The organism is Streptomyces sp. NPDC005899 (assembly GCF_040629645.1).
Lineage (GTDB): Bacteria > Actinomycetota > Actinomycetes > Streptomycetales > Streptomycetaceae > Streptomyces.
Window position 1 is genome coordinate 1 of record NZ_JBEXWB010000012.1, and the last position, 15,799, is coordinate 15,799.

Below are 15,799 nucleotides of genomic sequence, written 5' to 3' on the forward strand. Positions count from 1 at the left end.
ACGCTCGGCTGGGAAACCCCAGCCGAGCGACTGCATAAACTGCTCGCGGCCTGATCAACACGACCACGTGTTGCGACGACTCCTAGAAACCGCCATCCGCCCGGGGGCCCTCTGCGTGTGTGACCCTTGCCCACATGCCTGTCGTGCGTGATCTGGGCGTACTCCTGCGCCTCCGGAACTTCCGTCGTCTGCTCGCCGTGCGGCTTCTCTCGCAGTCGGCGGACGGCGTCTACCAGGTCGCGCTCGCCACGTACGTCATCTTCTCGCCGGAGAAGCAGACGACCCCTGGAGCCATCGCCTCCGCCATGGCGGTGCTGCTCCTCCCGTACTCCCTGATCGGCCCCTTCGCCGGAGTCCTGCTGGACCGCTGGCCCCGCCGCCAGGTCTTCCTCTACGGAAACCTCCTACGGGCGGGCCTGGCCTCGTGTACGGCACTCCTGCTCCTGTGGTCCGTGCCTGACTGGCTGTTCTACGTCTCGGCCCTCACCGTCACCGCGGTCAACCGCTTCGTCCTCGCCGGACTTTCGGCGGCCCTCCCCCGGGTCGTGGACACCGACCGGCTCGTCGTGGCCAACTCCCTCTCACCGACGGCCGGCACTCTGGCAGCCACCGCGGGCGGGGGCCTCGCGCTGGCCATGAGGGCTCTCACGGACGGATCCGACGCGGCGGTGGTCCTCCTGGGCGCGGTTCTCTACCTGCTGTCCGCCTTGGCCTCCCTGACGCTGGCCCGCGAGCTCCTCGGTCCGGACCGCACCCAGCATCACGTCCGCCTTCGGAAGGCACTGGCCATCACTGCTCGTGGGCTCGTCGCCGGCTTGCGCCATCTGGCGGAACGGAGGGACGCCGCACGCGCTCTCGCCGCCATGGCGGTGATCCGCTTCTGCTACGGCGCGCTCACCGTCATGCTGCTGATGCTCTGCCGCTACGCGTGGTCCGACGACGAGTCCGAAGGTCTCGCCCTGCTCGGCCTGGCCCTGGGTGCGTCCGCCGCAGGGTTCTTCACGGCGGCGGTCATCACTCCATGGGCAGTGGGACGCTTCGGCCGCTACGGCTGGCTGGCGGTGTGCGCAGGCTCGGCCACCGTCCTCGAACCCGCCCTGGGGCTGACGTTCGCCCCCGCCCCCATGCTCGCGGCGGCCTTCCTTCTCGGGCTGGTGACCCAGGGCTCGAAGATCGCCACCGACACCGAGGTGCAGACCTCGGTGGACGACTCGTTTCGCGGCAGGGTCTTCTCGCTCTACGACGTGCTGTTCAACCTCGCGTTCGTCGCTGCCGCCGCCATGGCCGCTCTCGCTCTCCCCGCAGACGGCAGATCTGTCGTGGTGGTACTCACGGTGGCCGTCCTGTACGCCTCGGTCGCAGTGGCCATGTACCGCTGGAGGCGCGACGGCGAGTCGGTACGGCCCACTCGCCGTCAGGCGTGAGGGCCGTTGTTTCACGTGAAACAACGGCCCTCATACCGCCCTCTCGGAGCCGCACGTGCATGTTTCACGTGAAACATGAGCCCGGCAGAGCTTCACTGCTGCGCCGTCCACCAATCCTTGAGGGCGGCGACTGCCGCTTCGCGCTCCAAGGGCCCGTGTTCCAGCCGCAGCTCCAGCAGGAACGCGTACGCCTTGCCGATCACGGGTCCGGGTCCGACGCCCAGAATCTCCATGATCTCGTTGCCGTCGAGGTCCGGGCGGATCGACTCCAGCTCCTCCTGCTCCTGCAACTGCGCGATGCGCTGCTCAAGGTTGTCGTACGTTCGGGACAGCGCGTTCGCCTTGCGCTTGTTCCGTGTCGTGCAGTCCGAGCGCGTCAGCTTGTGGAGCCGCTCCAGCAAAGGGCCCGCATCCCGGACGTATCTGCGCACCGCGGAGTCGGTCCACTCCCCGTCGCCGTAACCGTGGAAGCGCAGGTGGAGCTCCACCAGCTTCGACACGTCCTTGACCATGTCGTTGGAGTACTTGAGCTCGGCCATCCGCTTCCTGGCCATCTTGGCGCCGACCACCTCGTGGTGGTGGAACGAGACGCGGCCGTCCTTCTCGAAACGACGGGTCCTCGGCTTCCCGATGTCATGGAGCAGGGCGGCAAGACGCAGCACGAGGTCGGGGCCGCTCTCCTCGAGGTCGATCGCCTGATCCAGGACCGTCAGTGAGTGCTCGTAGACGTCCTTGTGACGGTGATGCTCGTCACTCTCAAGGCGCAGCGCGGGCAGCTCGGGCAGCACCTGGTCAGCAAGGCCGGTGTCGACCAGAAGTCCGAGCCCCTTGCGGGGGTGCGCAGAGAGAAGAAGCTTGTTCAGCTCCTCCCGAACCCGTTCGGCCGACACGATCTCGATCCGGCCGGCCATGTCCGTCATCGCCGTGACCACGTCGGGCGCCACCTCGAAGTCGAGTTGCGCGGCGAAGCGGGCAGCACGCAGCATCCGCAGCGGATCGTCCGACAACGACTCCTCAGGGGTTCCCGGGGTGCGCAGCACACGCTCCGCCAGGTCCTGCAGCCCGCCGTGCGGATCGATGAACTCCTTCCGGGGCAGTGCGACGGCCATGGCGTTGACGGTGAAGTCCCGCCGGACGAGGTCATCCTCGATCGAGTCGCCGTAGGAGACCTCCGGTTTGCGCGAGGTCCTGTCATACGCCTCCGACCGGTAGGTCGTGACCTCGATCTGGTACCCGTCCTTCTGCGACCCGACGGTGCCGAACGCGATGCCGACCTCCCAGACCGAGTCGGCCCAGGGCCGGACGATCTTCAGCACGTCTTCCGGACGTGCGTCCGTGGTGAAGTCGAGGTCGTTCCCGAGCCTTCCGAGCAACGCGTCGCGGACCGACCCGCCGACCAGGGCGAGGCCGAACCCGGCCTGCTCGAACCGGTGGGCAAGGTCGTCGGCGACCGGGGACACCCGCAGCAGTTCACTCACTGCGCGGTGCTGCACCTGACTCAGTGCGCTGGGGTTGTCTTCGTTGGCATTCGGCACAACAGAAAAGGGTACGTGCACCGACCGGCCCGGGCGTCATCGTTTCCTCCGGCCCTGCGAGACTCTCCCGATCATGTGACATGGTCCCGGGCACCGAGCCCCCGGGCGCATCGTTACCATGCGGGGACGCAGAGAGCGGCAGGACCGATACCGGTGGACGACGACGAGGGACGGATACGCGTGGCCGAGGCGGCAGACCTTCAGGGGATGAATCGCTCCCCTGCCCGCCGGTGGCTCCGGCGTACAGCCTCCTTGATCGTCGGAGTACCGCTCGCCGCGGGTCTTCTGGCCGGCCCGGCGGTGCCTGCGCAGGCCCACGGCACGGCAAAGGCACCCACAGGTTCCCGCACCGTCGATGTGGCCCTGGACACCCTCGCTCCGAGCGCGCCGGTCGAGGGGGACACGCTCACCGTGTCCGGCACTCTGACCAACAAGGGCAAGAAGACGGTCACCGACGCCGAGGTGGACCTGCGCGTCGGACCGCGGTTGTCCGGCAGGTCCGCCATCGACGAGGCCGCCCGGCGAACCGGTTACCAGCCCGGCAGCGACCCGGCGAAGCTCGGTGGCGCGTACACGCTCAATGTCGCGAAGCTCGCTTCCGGTGTGAGCCAGGACTTCACACTCGCCGTCCCGGTGGACAAACTCGGTCTGGACGAGGAAGGGGTCTATCAGCTCGGCGTCTCTCTCACGGGCCGGACCGCCGACAGCGGCTACCAGGTGCTCGGCATCCGGCGGACCTTCCTCCCCTGGCAGCCGGAGGACACCGAGAACAAGACCGCGCTGACCTACCTGTGGCCGTTGATCGCCTCGGCACACGTGACGGCCGAAACGGGCTCCGACGAACAGCAGACCCCCGTGTTCGCCGACGACGACCTCGCCCAGGAGCTCGCCCCCGGGGGACGGCTGGAGCAGATGGTCTCGCTGGGCCGCCAGCTGCCCGTGACCTGGGTGATCGACCCGGACCTGCTCGCAGCGGTCGACGCCATGACGAGGAACTACCGCGTGAGGGTCGGTGACACCACGGTCGCGGGGACGAATCAGGCCCTCGCCAAGCAGTGGCTCGCCACGCTCGAAGCCTCGGTCAAGGACGGGAAGGTGGTGGCCCTGCCGTTCGCCGATCCCGATCTCGCCTCGATCGCCCACCGCGGAAAGAACGTGAGGGGAACGCTCAGCCATCTGCAGACGGCCACGGAGGCGGCGGCACTGACGGTGGAGACGATCCTCCACGTGACACCCTCCACCGACTTCGCCTGGCCTGTGAACGGTGCCATCGATCCCTCCGTCGTCGACGTGGCCACGTCGGCGGGCGCCCACAAGGTGATCGCCCGCAGCGACAGTCTCGACGAGACCGGGGGCCTGTCCTACACACCGACGGCTGCCCGGCCGATCGGTGGGGGCACCACCGCCGTCGTCTCCGACTACCGGCTCTCCACCTTGTTCGAGGGCGACCTGTCCCGAGCCGGCGACTCGACCCTGGCCGTCCAGAAGTTCCTCGCCCACACACTGGCCCTGACCGAACAGGCCCCCGCCCGCGAGCGGAGCATCGTCGTCGCTCCGCAGCGGACTCCCACGGCCGCCCAGGCCCAGTCCATGGCACGCGCCCTGCAGGCGCTGTCCGAGGAACACTGGACGCGCCCTCTCGACCTGGTGGCCGCAGCCGCGACGAAGCCCGACGCGAAGGCCACGACCAAGGTGCCGAGAGCCTCCCGGTATCCGAAGAAGCTCCGCAGCCAGGAGCTGCCCACCCAGGCTTTCCAGGACATCTGGACGACGCAGGAAGCGCTCACCAGCTTCCAGGTCATCCTCACCCAGCCCGACCGCGTGGTCACGCCGTTCGGCAACGCGGTCAACCGGTCGATGTCCACGTCGTGGCGCGGCAGGGCCCTGGAAGCACAGCGGTACCGCGACTCGGTCCGCACCTACCTGCAAAACCTCACCAACGAGGTGCAGCTGATCACGAAGTCCGACGTCACGCTGTCCGGACGCAGTGCGACGATCCCGGTGACCGTGCAGAACAAACTCGTGCAGGGCGTCGACCACCTCAAGCTCCGTCTGACGTCGGGCAACGCCACACGGCTCAAGCTCGACGGCGGCGCAGCGGTCGCCGAACAGCCGGTCCGGATCGCCGGCGGGCACAGCCAGTCGGTGAAGTTCGACGCCGCAGCCAATGCCAACGGCCAGGCCCAGGTCACCGCCCGCCTCTACACCGAGGACGGCACGCCGTACGGGGAGGCGATGACCTTCGCCGTGAAGGTCTCCGAAGTCACACCGACGGTGCTTCTGGTGATCGCCGGCGGGCTGCTGCTGCTGGTCCTCGCGGGCATCAGGATGTACACCCACCGCAAGCGCACCGCCGCGGGCGGCACCGTCGAGGGTGACGGTGGTGAATCCGAGCAGCCGAGTGACCCGGCACCGGACACCGGTCCGGAAAGCGGGGACCCGTCGGGCCCGGGTGAGAAAGTGGACCGTTGAGCGATGTGTGCCGGGGCCGGTCGGCCGGGGACGATGAGGTGGGGTTTCGATGAACGCGCCGTACGACGGTGACCGCGGCCAGGGCGCGGGCGGAGCAGGGTCTTCCGGAGGTCCGCCGACGCCACCCGGTTCCGGGCAGGAGGGCGGCGGCGCCGACCCCTACCTCCAGGACGCCTACGAACACGACCCGTACAGGGCTCAGGACCTGGCCGCGCAGGACCCGGTGGCCGAGGCCCTCTACGACCGCGCTTCCCACCCGCCCCCGCCCCCGGGCACCTACCAGGAACCGCGCCCGCTCTACCAGCAACCTCCCGCGGCCCAGTACGCCCCCGACCCCCGTATCTGGGCACAGACGCCGGCACCGGAGCCCGCAGGCCCCTCCCGGCACCTTCCCTACGGTGACAACCCCGCGACCACCCAGTACGTCGGGGTGGACGACCTGGTCAGCCAGGCTGCCGACGACCGCGGGGAACCGGACGCCTTCGCCCACCTCTTCCGTGACCAGGAAGGGTCGGGACTGCCTCCCGGCCCCCCGTCGGAGCCCGAGGCGGCTCCGGCGCCTGTTCCGCCGAAGTCCGGCGGTCGCGCGGCCGGGATACTGAAGTCGAGCGCGCTGATGGCCGCCGGAACCCTGGTCTCGCGGCTCACCGGTTTCGTCCGGAGTCTGGTGATCACCGCCGCTCTCGGTGCGGCGCTGCTCGGCGACAGCTTCACGATCGCCTACACACTGCCGACGATGATCTACATCCTCACCGTCGGCGGCGGCCTGAACTCGGTCTTCGTACCTCAGCTGGTCCGCTCCATGAAGGACGACGAGGACGGCGGTGAGGCCTACGCCAACCGTCTCCTGACCCTGGTGATGGTCGCGCTGGGAGCGATCGTCGCTCTCGCCGTCCTGGCAGCGCCGTGGCTCATCCACATGATGTCGCCGACGATCGCCAACGACGCGGCAGCCAACAGCGTCGCCGTCACGTTCGCCCGCTACTGCCTGCCCACCATCTTCTTCATGGGCGTCCACGTGGTCATGGGGCAGATCCTCAACGCCCGCGGGAAGTTCGGCGCGATGATGTGGACGCCCGTCCTCAACAACATCGTCATGATCTTCACGTTCGGCCTGTTCATCTGGGTCTACGGCACGTCCGCCGAATCCAGGATGGGGGTCGAGACCATCCCGCCGGACGGCGTCCGGCTGCTCGGCGTCGGCACGCTCCTCGGCCTGGTCGTCCAGGCCCTGGCCATGATCCCGTACCTCCGCGAGGCCGGCTTCCGATTCCGTCCCCGCTTCGACTGGAAGGGCCACGGCCTCGGCAAGACCATAAGGCTCGCCAAGTGGACCGTGCTCTTCGTCCTGGCCAACCAGGCGGGCGTCATCGTCGTCACCCAGCTCGCGACCTCGGCCGGCAAGCTCTCCGGCAAGGACGGCACCGGTTTCCTCGCCTACTCCAACGCCCAGCTGATCTGGGGCATGCCCCAGGCGATCATCACCGTCTCGGTCATGGCCGCGCTGCTGCCGCGCATCTCGCGCGCGGCCCACGACAACGACCCCGGTGCCGTTCGCGACGACATCTCGCAGGGACTGCGGAACTCCGCGGTGGCGATCGTGCCCGTGGCCTTCACCTTCCTGGCACTCGGCCTGCCGATGTGCACGCTGCTCTACGCGTCCAGCGGCACGGAAGCCGCCCGGTCGATGGGCTTCATCCTGATGGCGTTCGGCCTGGGGCTGATCCCGTACTCCGTGCAGTACGTCGTGCTGCGGGGCTTCTACGCGTACGAGGACACCCGCACCCCCTTCTACAACACGGTCATCGTGGCTGCCGTCAACGCCGCGGCGTCCGCCCTCTGCTACGTGGTACTCCCGGCGCAATGGGCGGTCGTCGGCATGGCCGGGTCCTACGGGCTGGCCTACGCGGTCGGGGTGGGCATCGCCTGGCGACGCCTGCGCAACAGGCTCGGAGGAGACCTCGACGGCTCCCGGGTGGTGCGCACCTACGCCCGCCTCTGCCTGGCCGCCATCCCCGCGGCAGCCGTGGGCGGCGGCGTGGGATTCGCCCTTCTGAAGGCGCTCGGCGAGGGGGCCGGCGGGTCGGTCGTCTCCCTCGTCTGCGGCAGTGTGGTCCTCCTGGGCGTCTTCTTCGTCGCTGCCCGGAAGATGCGGATCGAAGAGCTCAACAGCATGGTCGGCATGGTCCGGGGGCGGCTCGGACGCTGACGCCCTCACGTGGGGAGGTCGTGAAGGCGCACCGGCCCGCACAACCATCGCTGGGCACCGCGTGTCGTGCATAGCGCCGGAGTGTGGGCACAATTGGCGTGACTGTGCAGGGCCGGCTGGCATCGCGCAACGGATGGGGAGGCAGGAACGACGGTGGCGGAACGTAGCACGGCTGCTGTGGATGTGGCCGACAACGGCGGCGACGAGCCGCCGACCGCCGAGGCGGACGAGGCCGCGGCCGACGGGACGGCGGAAGCCGGGGACCCGAAGGCCGCGCGTCACGAACGCCCGGGCGGCGGTCACGCAGATCAGGAGTCCCCGTCGGTGACGCCTGATCTGCACAGTGGTCACAAACTGGCCGAGCGCTACCGCCTCGAGGAGTGCGTCACCCGTCTGGACGGGTTCAGCAGCTGGCGTGCCGTCGACGAGAAGCTGCGCCGGGCGGTGGGTGTGCACCTGCTTCCCGCCGACCATCCGCGCGCCCGGTCGGTGCTGGCTGCCGCCCGGTCCTCGGCGCTGCTGGGGGACCCGCGTTTCGTCCAGGTCCTGGACGCCGTGGAGGAGAACGACCTCGTCTACGTCGTGCACGAGTGGCTTCCGGATGCCACGGAGCTCACCGCCCTGCTCGCGGCCGGGCCTCTGGAAGCCCACGACGCGTACCAGCTGGTGAGCCAGGTCTCCCAGGCCATGGCCGCCGCGCACCGGGAAGGCCTCGCACACCTGCGGCTCACCCCCGGTGCCGTGCTGCGCAGCTCGACGGGCCAGTACCGAATCCGTGGCCTCGCCGTGAACGCCGCCCTGCGCGGCATCACCGCGGAGCAACCGCTGCGGACGGACACCGAGGCCATCGGCGCGCTCCTGTACGCCGCCCTGACTCGGCGCTGGCCGTACGAGGATGATGCCTACGGCCTGTCCGGGCTTCCCAAGGACCTGGGGCTCATCCCCCCGGACCAGGTGCGGGCCGGCGTGCACAGGGGCCTGTCCGAGCTCGCCATGCGGGCTCTCGCCAACGACGGTGCCACCGCGTCGCGGCAGGAGCAGCCCTGCACCACGCCGGACGAGCTGGCCAGGGCGGTGGCCGCCATGCCCCGCGTCCTCCCTCCGGAGCCCACCTTCACCGCACCGCCCGAATACCAGCGGACGACCTACCAGCAGGGCACCTACGGGCGTCAGCCGATCCAGACGTCGTCCACGACCCAGCCCGTCGTCGCGCCACCGCCTCCTCTCCAGAGCCGGACGGGCAAGGCGCTCAAGTGGGTGGTCTCCGCACTGCTCATCGCCGCCCTGGGACTCGGCAGCTGGCAGCTCGCGGAGACCGTCCTCGACCGGAGGAATGATTCCGGCGAGCCCGCCCCCACACAGACCACCGACGACGGCGAGGACAAGAAGGCGGCCGAGCCCAGCAAACCCGTCAGCATCGTCGACGCGCGGGACTACGACCCGCAGGGCAGCGACGGCTCGGAGAAGCCCGCGTCGATAAGCAACGCCTACGACGGCGACCCCAGCACGTACTGGAACACCGACGGATACTTCTCAGCGGCCTTCGGCAACCTCAAGGAAGGGGTGGGCATCGTCCTCGACCTGGGCGAGGTCAAACAGGTGGGCAACGTCGAGGTGTCCTTCCTCGGGGGCAGCACATCCGCCGAACTGAGGACTTCCGAGGCCTCGTCCGTTCCGCAGGCGCCCCGCAGCTTCAGCACCGTGGCACAGGGATCCGGAACGAAGGTGTCTCTCAAGCCCGACAAGCCGGTGCGCGCACGGTACGTTCTGGTCTGGCTGACCGAGCTGCCGCTCAGCAGCGACGACGGTAGGTACCGGGGCAAGGTCTCGGATATCAAGATCACCAGTTGACGGACCAAGGGGGAGGGGGCCCACGGTTGGACGACGACGGATTCGCCGACATCAGCGATCAGGATCTCCTGGCCCGGCATGTCGCTGGTGTCCCTGACGCGTTCGGCGAGCTCGTGCGGCGGCACAGGGACCGGCTCTGGGCCGTCGCCATCCGTACCCTCGGCGATCGCGAGGAGGCCGCCGACGCCGTTCAGGACGCGCTCGTCTCCGCCTTCCGGGCCGCGCACACCTTCCGTGGCCAATCGGCCGTCACCACCTGGCTGCACCGCATCACGGTCAATGCCTGCCTTGACCGGGCGCGTAAGGCCGCCTCACGCAGGACCTCGCCGGTGGATGACGCCGAGCGGCTCGACCAGCTCATGGAACCGCACGAATCCGCCGAGGCTCCCGCCGAGCGGCAGGACCTGCATCGCGAACTCCTGGCCGCGCTGGCCACGCTGCCCGCGGAGCAGCGAGCCGCACTCGTCCTTGTGGACATGCAGGCGTACCCCGTCGCCGAGGCCGCCCGCCTCCTCGACGTACCCATCGGAACGGTGAAGAGCCGCTGTGCGCGGGGAAGGGCCAGGCTGCTGCCCTTGCTCACCCATCTACGCGGCAACGGCGACCACGAGACCAGCATCATGGGAAGGAACCGGACGCACGGGGCATCCGTCCCACCTGCGTCAGGACCACGGGACGCGGGCACAAGCGATCCCGCCGCGGTGAAGGGTGGAGGTGGGCTCGCATGACGTCCACGGCCGATACGGCTCAGCAGCACCCGGATGTCTCGGAGATCTCCGATCTCACCGAGGGACTCGCCTCCCCGTCCCGTGCGGCGGCCTTGCGGCGCCACATCGACGCTTGCGCGCCCTGTGGTGACGTCCACGCCTCCCTGCGAGAGATTCGCTCGTTGCTCGGCAGCCTTCCTCCTCAGGAGCGCATGCCTGACGACATCGTCGAGCGCGTCGATGCCGCTCTGGCTGCCGAGGCGCTCGTCAGCTCCCCGGCGGCATCACGGGTGGTGGTAGACCATGTTTCACGTGAAACATCTGAGCAGGGGGACGGCACGAATACCGGGCGACCCTCCGGGCGTCCCCGCGGTGCCACCGGCCCCGGCCGGCGTCCGCTCCGCCGCCCCCGTCCCGCAGTCATTCTCGGCACCGTTCTCGGGGCCGCTGCCTTCGGTATCAGCGTCATCATGCTCCAGTCGACCCAGCCATCACAGGAAGCATCCGACGTGAAGGCCGACCAAGGCGTCAGTGCCAGAACGGACGGACGGCCCGACTTCGCGAAGGCAGCGCTCGAAGGCCGGGTTCACATCCTGCTGAACTCCACCGACCAAAGCGCCACCAAGTCTGCGGAGCCACTGAACACGAAATCGGCACCACAGGGGCTGGTCCCCGAGTCGTCGCCGTACCCCCTGCCGCTGCGCGCCCCTGTGGTGGCCGTGCCCGCTTGTGTTCAGCAGGGAACCGGTCGCGACACCCCGGCCCTGGCCATGGAAGAGGGCAGCTACGAGGGCGAGGCGGCTTACCTGGTCGTGCTGCCTCACACGACCGACCCCAGCCGCGTCCAGGCCTATGTCATCGACGCCGCCTGCGTGGACTCCGCCTCCGCGGCCAAGGGGCGTCTGCTGCTCACGCACTCGTACGCGCGTCCCTGAAGAGCGCCCCGAACCCGATCCGGTACTTCGGGAATGTGCGCCCCGTAGGATCCGTTGGGTGGGGTGAGAGTCGTGGAACCGACCCCAGTAGGCAGTAGGCAGTCTGCAGAGACGAGGAATAACCCGTGAGCGACGTCCGCAATGTGATCATCATCGGCTCCGGGCCGGCGGGTTACACCGCCGCCCTGTACACCGCTCGCGCGTCGCTGAAGCCGCTGGTCTTCGAGGGCGCCGTGACGGCAGGCGGTGCACTGATGAACACCACCGACGTGGAGAACTTCCCGGGCTTCCAGGACGGAATCATGGGGCCCGAGCTCATGGACAACATGCGCGCCCAGGCCGAGCGCTTCGGAGCCGACCTCATCCCTGACGACGTGGTCTCCGTCGACCTGACGGGTGAGATCAAGACCGTCACCGACACAGCCGGCACGGTGCACCGCGCGAAGGCCGTCATCGTCACCACGGGATCCCAGCACCGCAAGCTCGGGTTGCCGAACGAGGACGCGCTCTCCGGCCGAGGTGTCTCCTGGTGCGCCACGTGTGACGGCTTCTTCTTCAAGGACCAGGACATCGCCGTCGTCGGGGGTGGCGACACCGCCATGGAGGAGGCGACCTTCCTGTCGCGCTTCGCCAAGTCGGTCACGATCGTCCATCGCCGTGATTCCCTGCGCGCCTCCAAGGCCATGCAGGAGCGTGCCTTCGCCGACCCGAAGATCAAGTTCGCATGGGACAGCGAGGTCGCGGTCGTACACGGCGATCAGAAGCTCGCCGGTCTGACGCTGCGCAACACCAAGACGGGTGAGACGTCGGAGCTGCCGGTGACCGGTCTCTTCATCGCGGTCGGGCACGACCCTCGTACCGAGCTGTTCAAGGGGCAGCTGGATCTCGACGACGAGGGTTACCTCAAGGTCGACGCACCTTCGACTCGCACCAACCTGACGGGCGTCTTCGGCGCCGGCGACGTCGTCGACCACACCTACCGGCAGGCGATCACCGCTGCCGGCACCGGTTGTTCCGCTGCCCTCGACGCCGAACGCTTCCTGGCCGCGCTTTCCGACGACAAGCTCGCCGAGCCGGAGAAGACTCCGGCAGTCTGACTTCCCTTCCTCTCACACCCCCGTAATTAAGGAGGCCGCCGTGGCCGGCGCCCTGAAGAACGTGACCGACGACTCCTTCGATGAGGACGTCCTGAAGAACCAGAAGCCCGTGCTCGTGGACTTCTGGGCGGCCTGGTGCGGCCCGTGCCGACAGATCGCCCCCTCGCTCGAAGCGATCGCGGCTGAGCACGGCGACAAGATCGAGATCGTCAAGCTCAACATCGACGAGAACCCGGCCATCGCGGCGAAGTACGGCGTCATGTCCATCCCGACGCTCAACGTGTACCAGGGTGGCGAGGTCGCCAAGACCATCGTCGGCGCCAAGCCGAAGGCCGCCATTCTCCGCGACCTCGAGGCCTTCATCGGCGAGTAGGACTGCGTCGCACTGTTTCACGTGAAACGGTGAAACGGGCCCACCCTCCGCGGGTGGGCCCGTTTCTGCGTGGCCCACGGGCTGTGTCGACTCGCCTCGCGGTCAGAGAGGCCGCAGAGCCGGCTCCTTCTGCACCGCCCCCAGCAGCCTGTCCAATGCCAGCTCGACATCTTCTTTCCAGGAAAGCGTCGTACGCAGCTCCAGCCGCAGCCGGGGATACGCCGGATGCGGGCGTACCGTTTTGAAGCCCACCGCCAGCAGGTGGTCGGCAGGGAGCACACAGGCAGGCTCTTTCCACCGAGCGTCGCCGAATGCCTCGATCGCCCTGAATCCGCGTCGCAACAAGTCCTTGGCGACCGTCTGCACCATCACCCGACCGAGTCCCTGTCCCTGAAATCCTGGCGAGATCAGTGCGGTGATCAATTGGACGGCGTCAGCGGAGACGGGGCTGGTGGGGAATGCCGTGGAACGTGGCACATAAGCCGGCGGTGCGAAGAGGACGTACCCGGCCGGGACGTCGTCCACATAAACGACGCGCCCGCAGGATCCCCACTCCAGCAGCACAGCAGAGATCCAGGCTTCCTTCTCCACTTCGGGTCTGCCCGCCTTTACCGCGGCTTCCCCGCTGACCGGATCAAGTTCCCAGAAGACGCACGAGCGGCAACGCTGGGGGAGATCCGAAAGGTTGTCCAGTGTGAGCGGTACGAGCCGACGCCCCATGAAGGCGGTTCCTCACTTCCTTCGCCCGCCGCATTGCGTGCGGCTGCCAGCGCACTCCGTTCCCGGAACAGACTGCCGACGAACCCCCCGACGGCACCGAGCCCCAACCCGACCGTCACCAGGTGGCTGCGATTCACTGATCGCACGGCCCCCGCCTCCCTCTGAGGTGCATCACGTTGGTGGATACGCCATACCAGAACGCATCGTATCCACCCAGACATGATGTCGATACCGAGGAAGTGCAAAGGGCGGGCCCTGTTCCGGAAAGATTTCGGAACAGGGCCCGCCGGGACATACACCGGGGTCAGCTATCGCCTTCGGTCGGCTCTTCCGAGAGGCTCCGCTCCAGCACGCGCCCTTCGCCAGGGGCGAGGCTGCCGAGAATGCGCTCCAGATCCTCCATCGAAGCGAACTCGACGACGATCTTGCCCTTCTTCTGTCCGAGATCGACCTTCACCCTCGTCTCGAAGCGATCCGAGAGCCGGGACGCCAGATCGGTGAGAGCCGGGGAAACGCGCCCACCTGCCCGGGGCCCCTTGGGCTTGGCCGAACTCGCGGGTTCGGAGCCCAGCAGGTTCACGATCTCCTCCACCGCACGCACCGAAAGACCTTCTGCCACGATGCGGTGAGCCAGCCGGTCCTGCTCCGCGGAATCATCGACGGACAGGAGCGCCCGTGCGTGACCCGCCGAAAGAACACCGGCAGCGACCCTCCGCTGCACCGGCGGGGAGAGACGCAGCAGACGCAACGTGTTGGAGACCTGAGGCCGGGAGCGGCCGATCCGGTCCGCCAACTGGTCGTGCGTGCACTTGAAGTCCTTCAGCAGCTGGTCGTACGCCGCCGCTTCCTCCAAGGGATTCAGCTGGGCCCGGTGCAGGTTCTCCAGAAGCGCGTCGAGAAGGAGCTTCTCGTCGTCGGTCGCCCGCACAATAGCCGGAATGCGTTCCAGGCCCGCCTCGCCGCAGGCCCTCCAACGGCGCTCACCCATGATGAGCTCGTAGCGGTCGTCGGCCACCTTGCGTACGACGACCGGCTGCAGAAGCCCGACCTCCTTGATGGAGGTCACCAACTCGGCCAGCGCGTCCTCGTCGAACACCTCACGAGGCTGCCTGGGGTTGGGCGTGATCGAGCCGAGCGGAAGCTCGGCGAAGTACGCGCCGGCTGAGTCGGTCGGTCCAGCGACGCCCTCGCCGGGTGGTGAGCTCGGCTCCGGTACCAGAGGACCGGACGGCAGCCCGGTCACCTTCGCCGCGGCCACCCCACGGTCGGCGGTCATGAGGGCCGAAGCCCCAGAGGCAGACGGGGATGCCGTTACCTGCTTCTCCTGCGGAGCCGCGGGAATCAGCGCACCGAGTCCACGCCCCAGCCCTCTACGACGCTCACTCACTGCATGCCCTCCGCGTTGCTCTGCTGACTGTTGTGCACGCCCGTGCGGGCGTGGTGGGCCTCAGGGTGGATCCCCACGCCCCGCAGGGCGATCTCCCGGGCCGCCTCGAGATAGGACAGGGATCCGCTGGATCCCGGATCGTACGTCAGGACGGTCTGCCCGTAGCTCGGGGCCTCGGAGATGCGCACCGACCGCGGAATACTCGTCCGTAGGACCTCCTTACCGAAGTGGCTGCGTACCTCCTCCGCCACCTGCGAGGCGAGCCTGGTCCTCCCGTCGTACATGGTGAGGAGAATTGTCGAGACGTGCAGGTCCGGGTTCAGGTGCCCTCGCACGAGATCGACGTTGCGCAGCAGCTGCCCGAGACCTTCCAGCGCGTAGTACTCGCACTGGATCGGGATGAGGACCTCCGCTCCCGCAACCAGGGCGTTCACTGTGAGCAGGCCCAGCGACGGCGGGCAGTCGATGAGGATGTAGTCCAGAGGCTGCTCATACGCCTGGATGGCTCTCTGGAGTCGGCTTTCCCGTGCCACCAGCGACACCAGCTCGATCTCCGCACCGGCGAGGTCGATGGTGGCCGGAGCGCAGAAGAGACCTTCGACGTCGGGAACAGGCTGGACCACCTCGGAGAGCGGCATGCTTTCGACCAGGACGTCGTAGATGGAGGGGACGTCCGCATGGTGATCGATGCCCAGAGCCGTGGAGGCATTCCCCTGCGGATCCAGGTCCACCACCAGGACACGTGCGCCGTGGAGCGCGAGCGAAGCGGCGAGATTGACCGTGGAGGTCGTCTTTCCCACTCCGCCCTTCTGGTTGGCGACCACCATCACACGGGTCTGCTCAGGTCGGGGTAGGCCCTCACCGGCGCGGCCGAGGGCCTCAACCGCCAGCTGGGCCGCACGACCGATGGGTGTGTCGTCCATCGGGGGCGGTGTTTCACGTGAAACACCGTCCCCCAAGGACTCGGTACGGGGACCGGGGACCGGGTCGGTCATCGGCCCTGCGGTGTCGGCGTCGGACCGCAAGGATTCACTCTCCTCGACTTCAGGCTCGCAATGAACAGAGCCTGCCATGCTTTCGGGTTCGTGA

The 15,799-nt window shown here is 68.3% G+C and carries 12 protein-coding genes; 8 read left to right on the plus strand and 4 right to left on the minus strand.

Going from position 1 to position 15,799, the window contains the following annotated elements:
• Nucleotides 1–134 precede the first annotated feature (134 nt).
• Nucleotides 135–1,424: an MFS transporter gene (locus tag ABZ371_RS03065; protein ID WP_358672834.1), complete on the plus strand. Its 1,290-nt coding sequence runs from the start codon at nt 135–137 to the stop codon at nt 1,422–1,424.
• A 92-nt stretch (nt 1,425–1,516) separates the two neighbouring features.
• On the opposite strand, the gene ABZ371_RS03070 is transcribed toward ABZ371_RS03065, so the two are convergent.
• A complete protein-coding gene (locus ABZ371_RS03070; protein ID WP_358672835.1) occupies nt 1,517–2,959 on the minus strand; it encodes a CCA tRNA nucleotidyltransferase in 1,443 nt (480 codons plus the stop codon).
• Between the two features lie 180 nt (nt 2,960–3,139).
• Here ABZ371_RS03070 and ABZ371_RS03075 point away from each other — a divergent pair, with 180 nt between their 5' ends.
• The 7 genes from ABZ371_RS03075 (at nt 3,140) to trxA (ending at nt 12,603) form a co-directional block, all read left to right on the plus strand.
• Nucleotides 3,140–5,431, plus strand: a complete 2,292-nt coding sequence (locus ABZ371_RS03075) for a DUF6049 family protein (protein WP_358672871.1) — start codon at nt 3,140–3,142, stop codon at nt 5,429–5,431.
• Between the two features lie 49 nt (nt 5,432–5,480).
• Nucleotides 5,481–7,640 (plus strand): murein biosynthesis integral membrane protein MurJ, encoded by a 2,160-nt coding sequence (gene murJ / locus ABZ371_RS03080; protein ID WP_358672836.1) that lies wholly within the window; start codon nt 5,481–5,483, stop codon nt 7,638–7,640.
• Nucleotides 7,641–7,793: 153 nt separating this feature from the next.
• A complete protein-coding gene (locus ABZ371_RS03085; RefSeq protein ID WP_358672837.1) occupies nt 7,794–9,491 on the plus strand; it encodes a serine/threonine protein kinase in 1,698 nt (565 codons plus the stop codon).
• A 26-nt stretch (nt 9,492–9,517) separates the two neighbouring features.
• Nucleotides 9,518–10,219, plus strand: a complete 702-nt coding sequence (sigM, locus tag ABZ371_RS03090) for an RNA polymerase sigma factor SigM (RefSeq protein ID WP_358672838.1) — start codon at nt 9,518–9,520, stop codon at nt 10,217–10,219.
• Nucleotides 10,216–11,133 (plus strand): hypothetical protein, encoded by a 918-nt coding sequence (locus ABZ371_RS03095; protein ID WP_358672839.1) that lies wholly within the window; start codon nt 10,216–10,218, stop codon nt 11,131–11,133. The genes sigM and ABZ371_RS03095 overlap by 4 nt, the downstream gene beginning before the upstream one ends.
• Nucleotides 11,134–11,258: 125 nt before the next feature.
• Nucleotides 11,259–12,230, plus strand: coding sequence for a thioredoxin-disulfide reductase (trxB, locus tag ABZ371_RS03100; protein WP_358672840.1), 972 nt, complete (start codon nt 11,259–11,261; stop codon nt 12,228–12,230).
• Between the two features lie 40 nt (nt 12,231–12,270).
• Nucleotides 12,271–12,603 carry a thioredoxin gene (gene trxA / locus ABZ371_RS03105; protein ID WP_358672841.1) on the plus strand — a complete coding sequence of 111 codons (333 nt, stop codon included), beginning with the start codon at nt 12,271–12,273 and terminating at the stop codon, nt 12,601–12,603.
• A gap of 102 nt (nt 12,604–12,705) precedes the next feature.
• Here the strand turns inward: trxA and ABZ371_RS03110 are convergent, their stop codons facing one another.
• From ABZ371_RS03110 to ABZ371_RS03120, 3 genes are all read right to left on the minus strand, one after another.
• The gene (locus ABZ371_RS03110; protein ID WP_358672842.1) at nt 12,706–13,323 is read right to left on the minus strand and encodes a GNAT family N-acetyltransferase; all 618 of its coding nucleotides are present in this window, start codon (nt 13,321–13,323) and stop codon (nt 12,706–12,708) included.
• A gap of 304 nt (nt 13,324–13,627) precedes the next feature.
• Nucleotides 13,628–14,710, minus strand: a complete 1,083-nt coding sequence (locus ABZ371_RS03115) for a ParB/RepB/Spo0J family partition protein (protein ID WP_358672843.1) — start codon at nt 14,708–14,710, stop codon at nt 13,628–13,630.
• The gene (locus ABZ371_RS03120) at nt 14,707–15,783 is read right to left on the minus strand and encodes a ParA family protein (RefSeq protein ID WP_358672844.1); all 1,077 of its coding nucleotides are present in this window, start codon (nt 15,781–15,783) and stop codon (nt 14,707–14,709) included. Before ABZ371_RS03120 ends, ABZ371_RS03115 begins: the two co-directional genes overlap by 4 nt.
• Nucleotides 15,784–15,799: the final 16 nt, after the last annotated feature.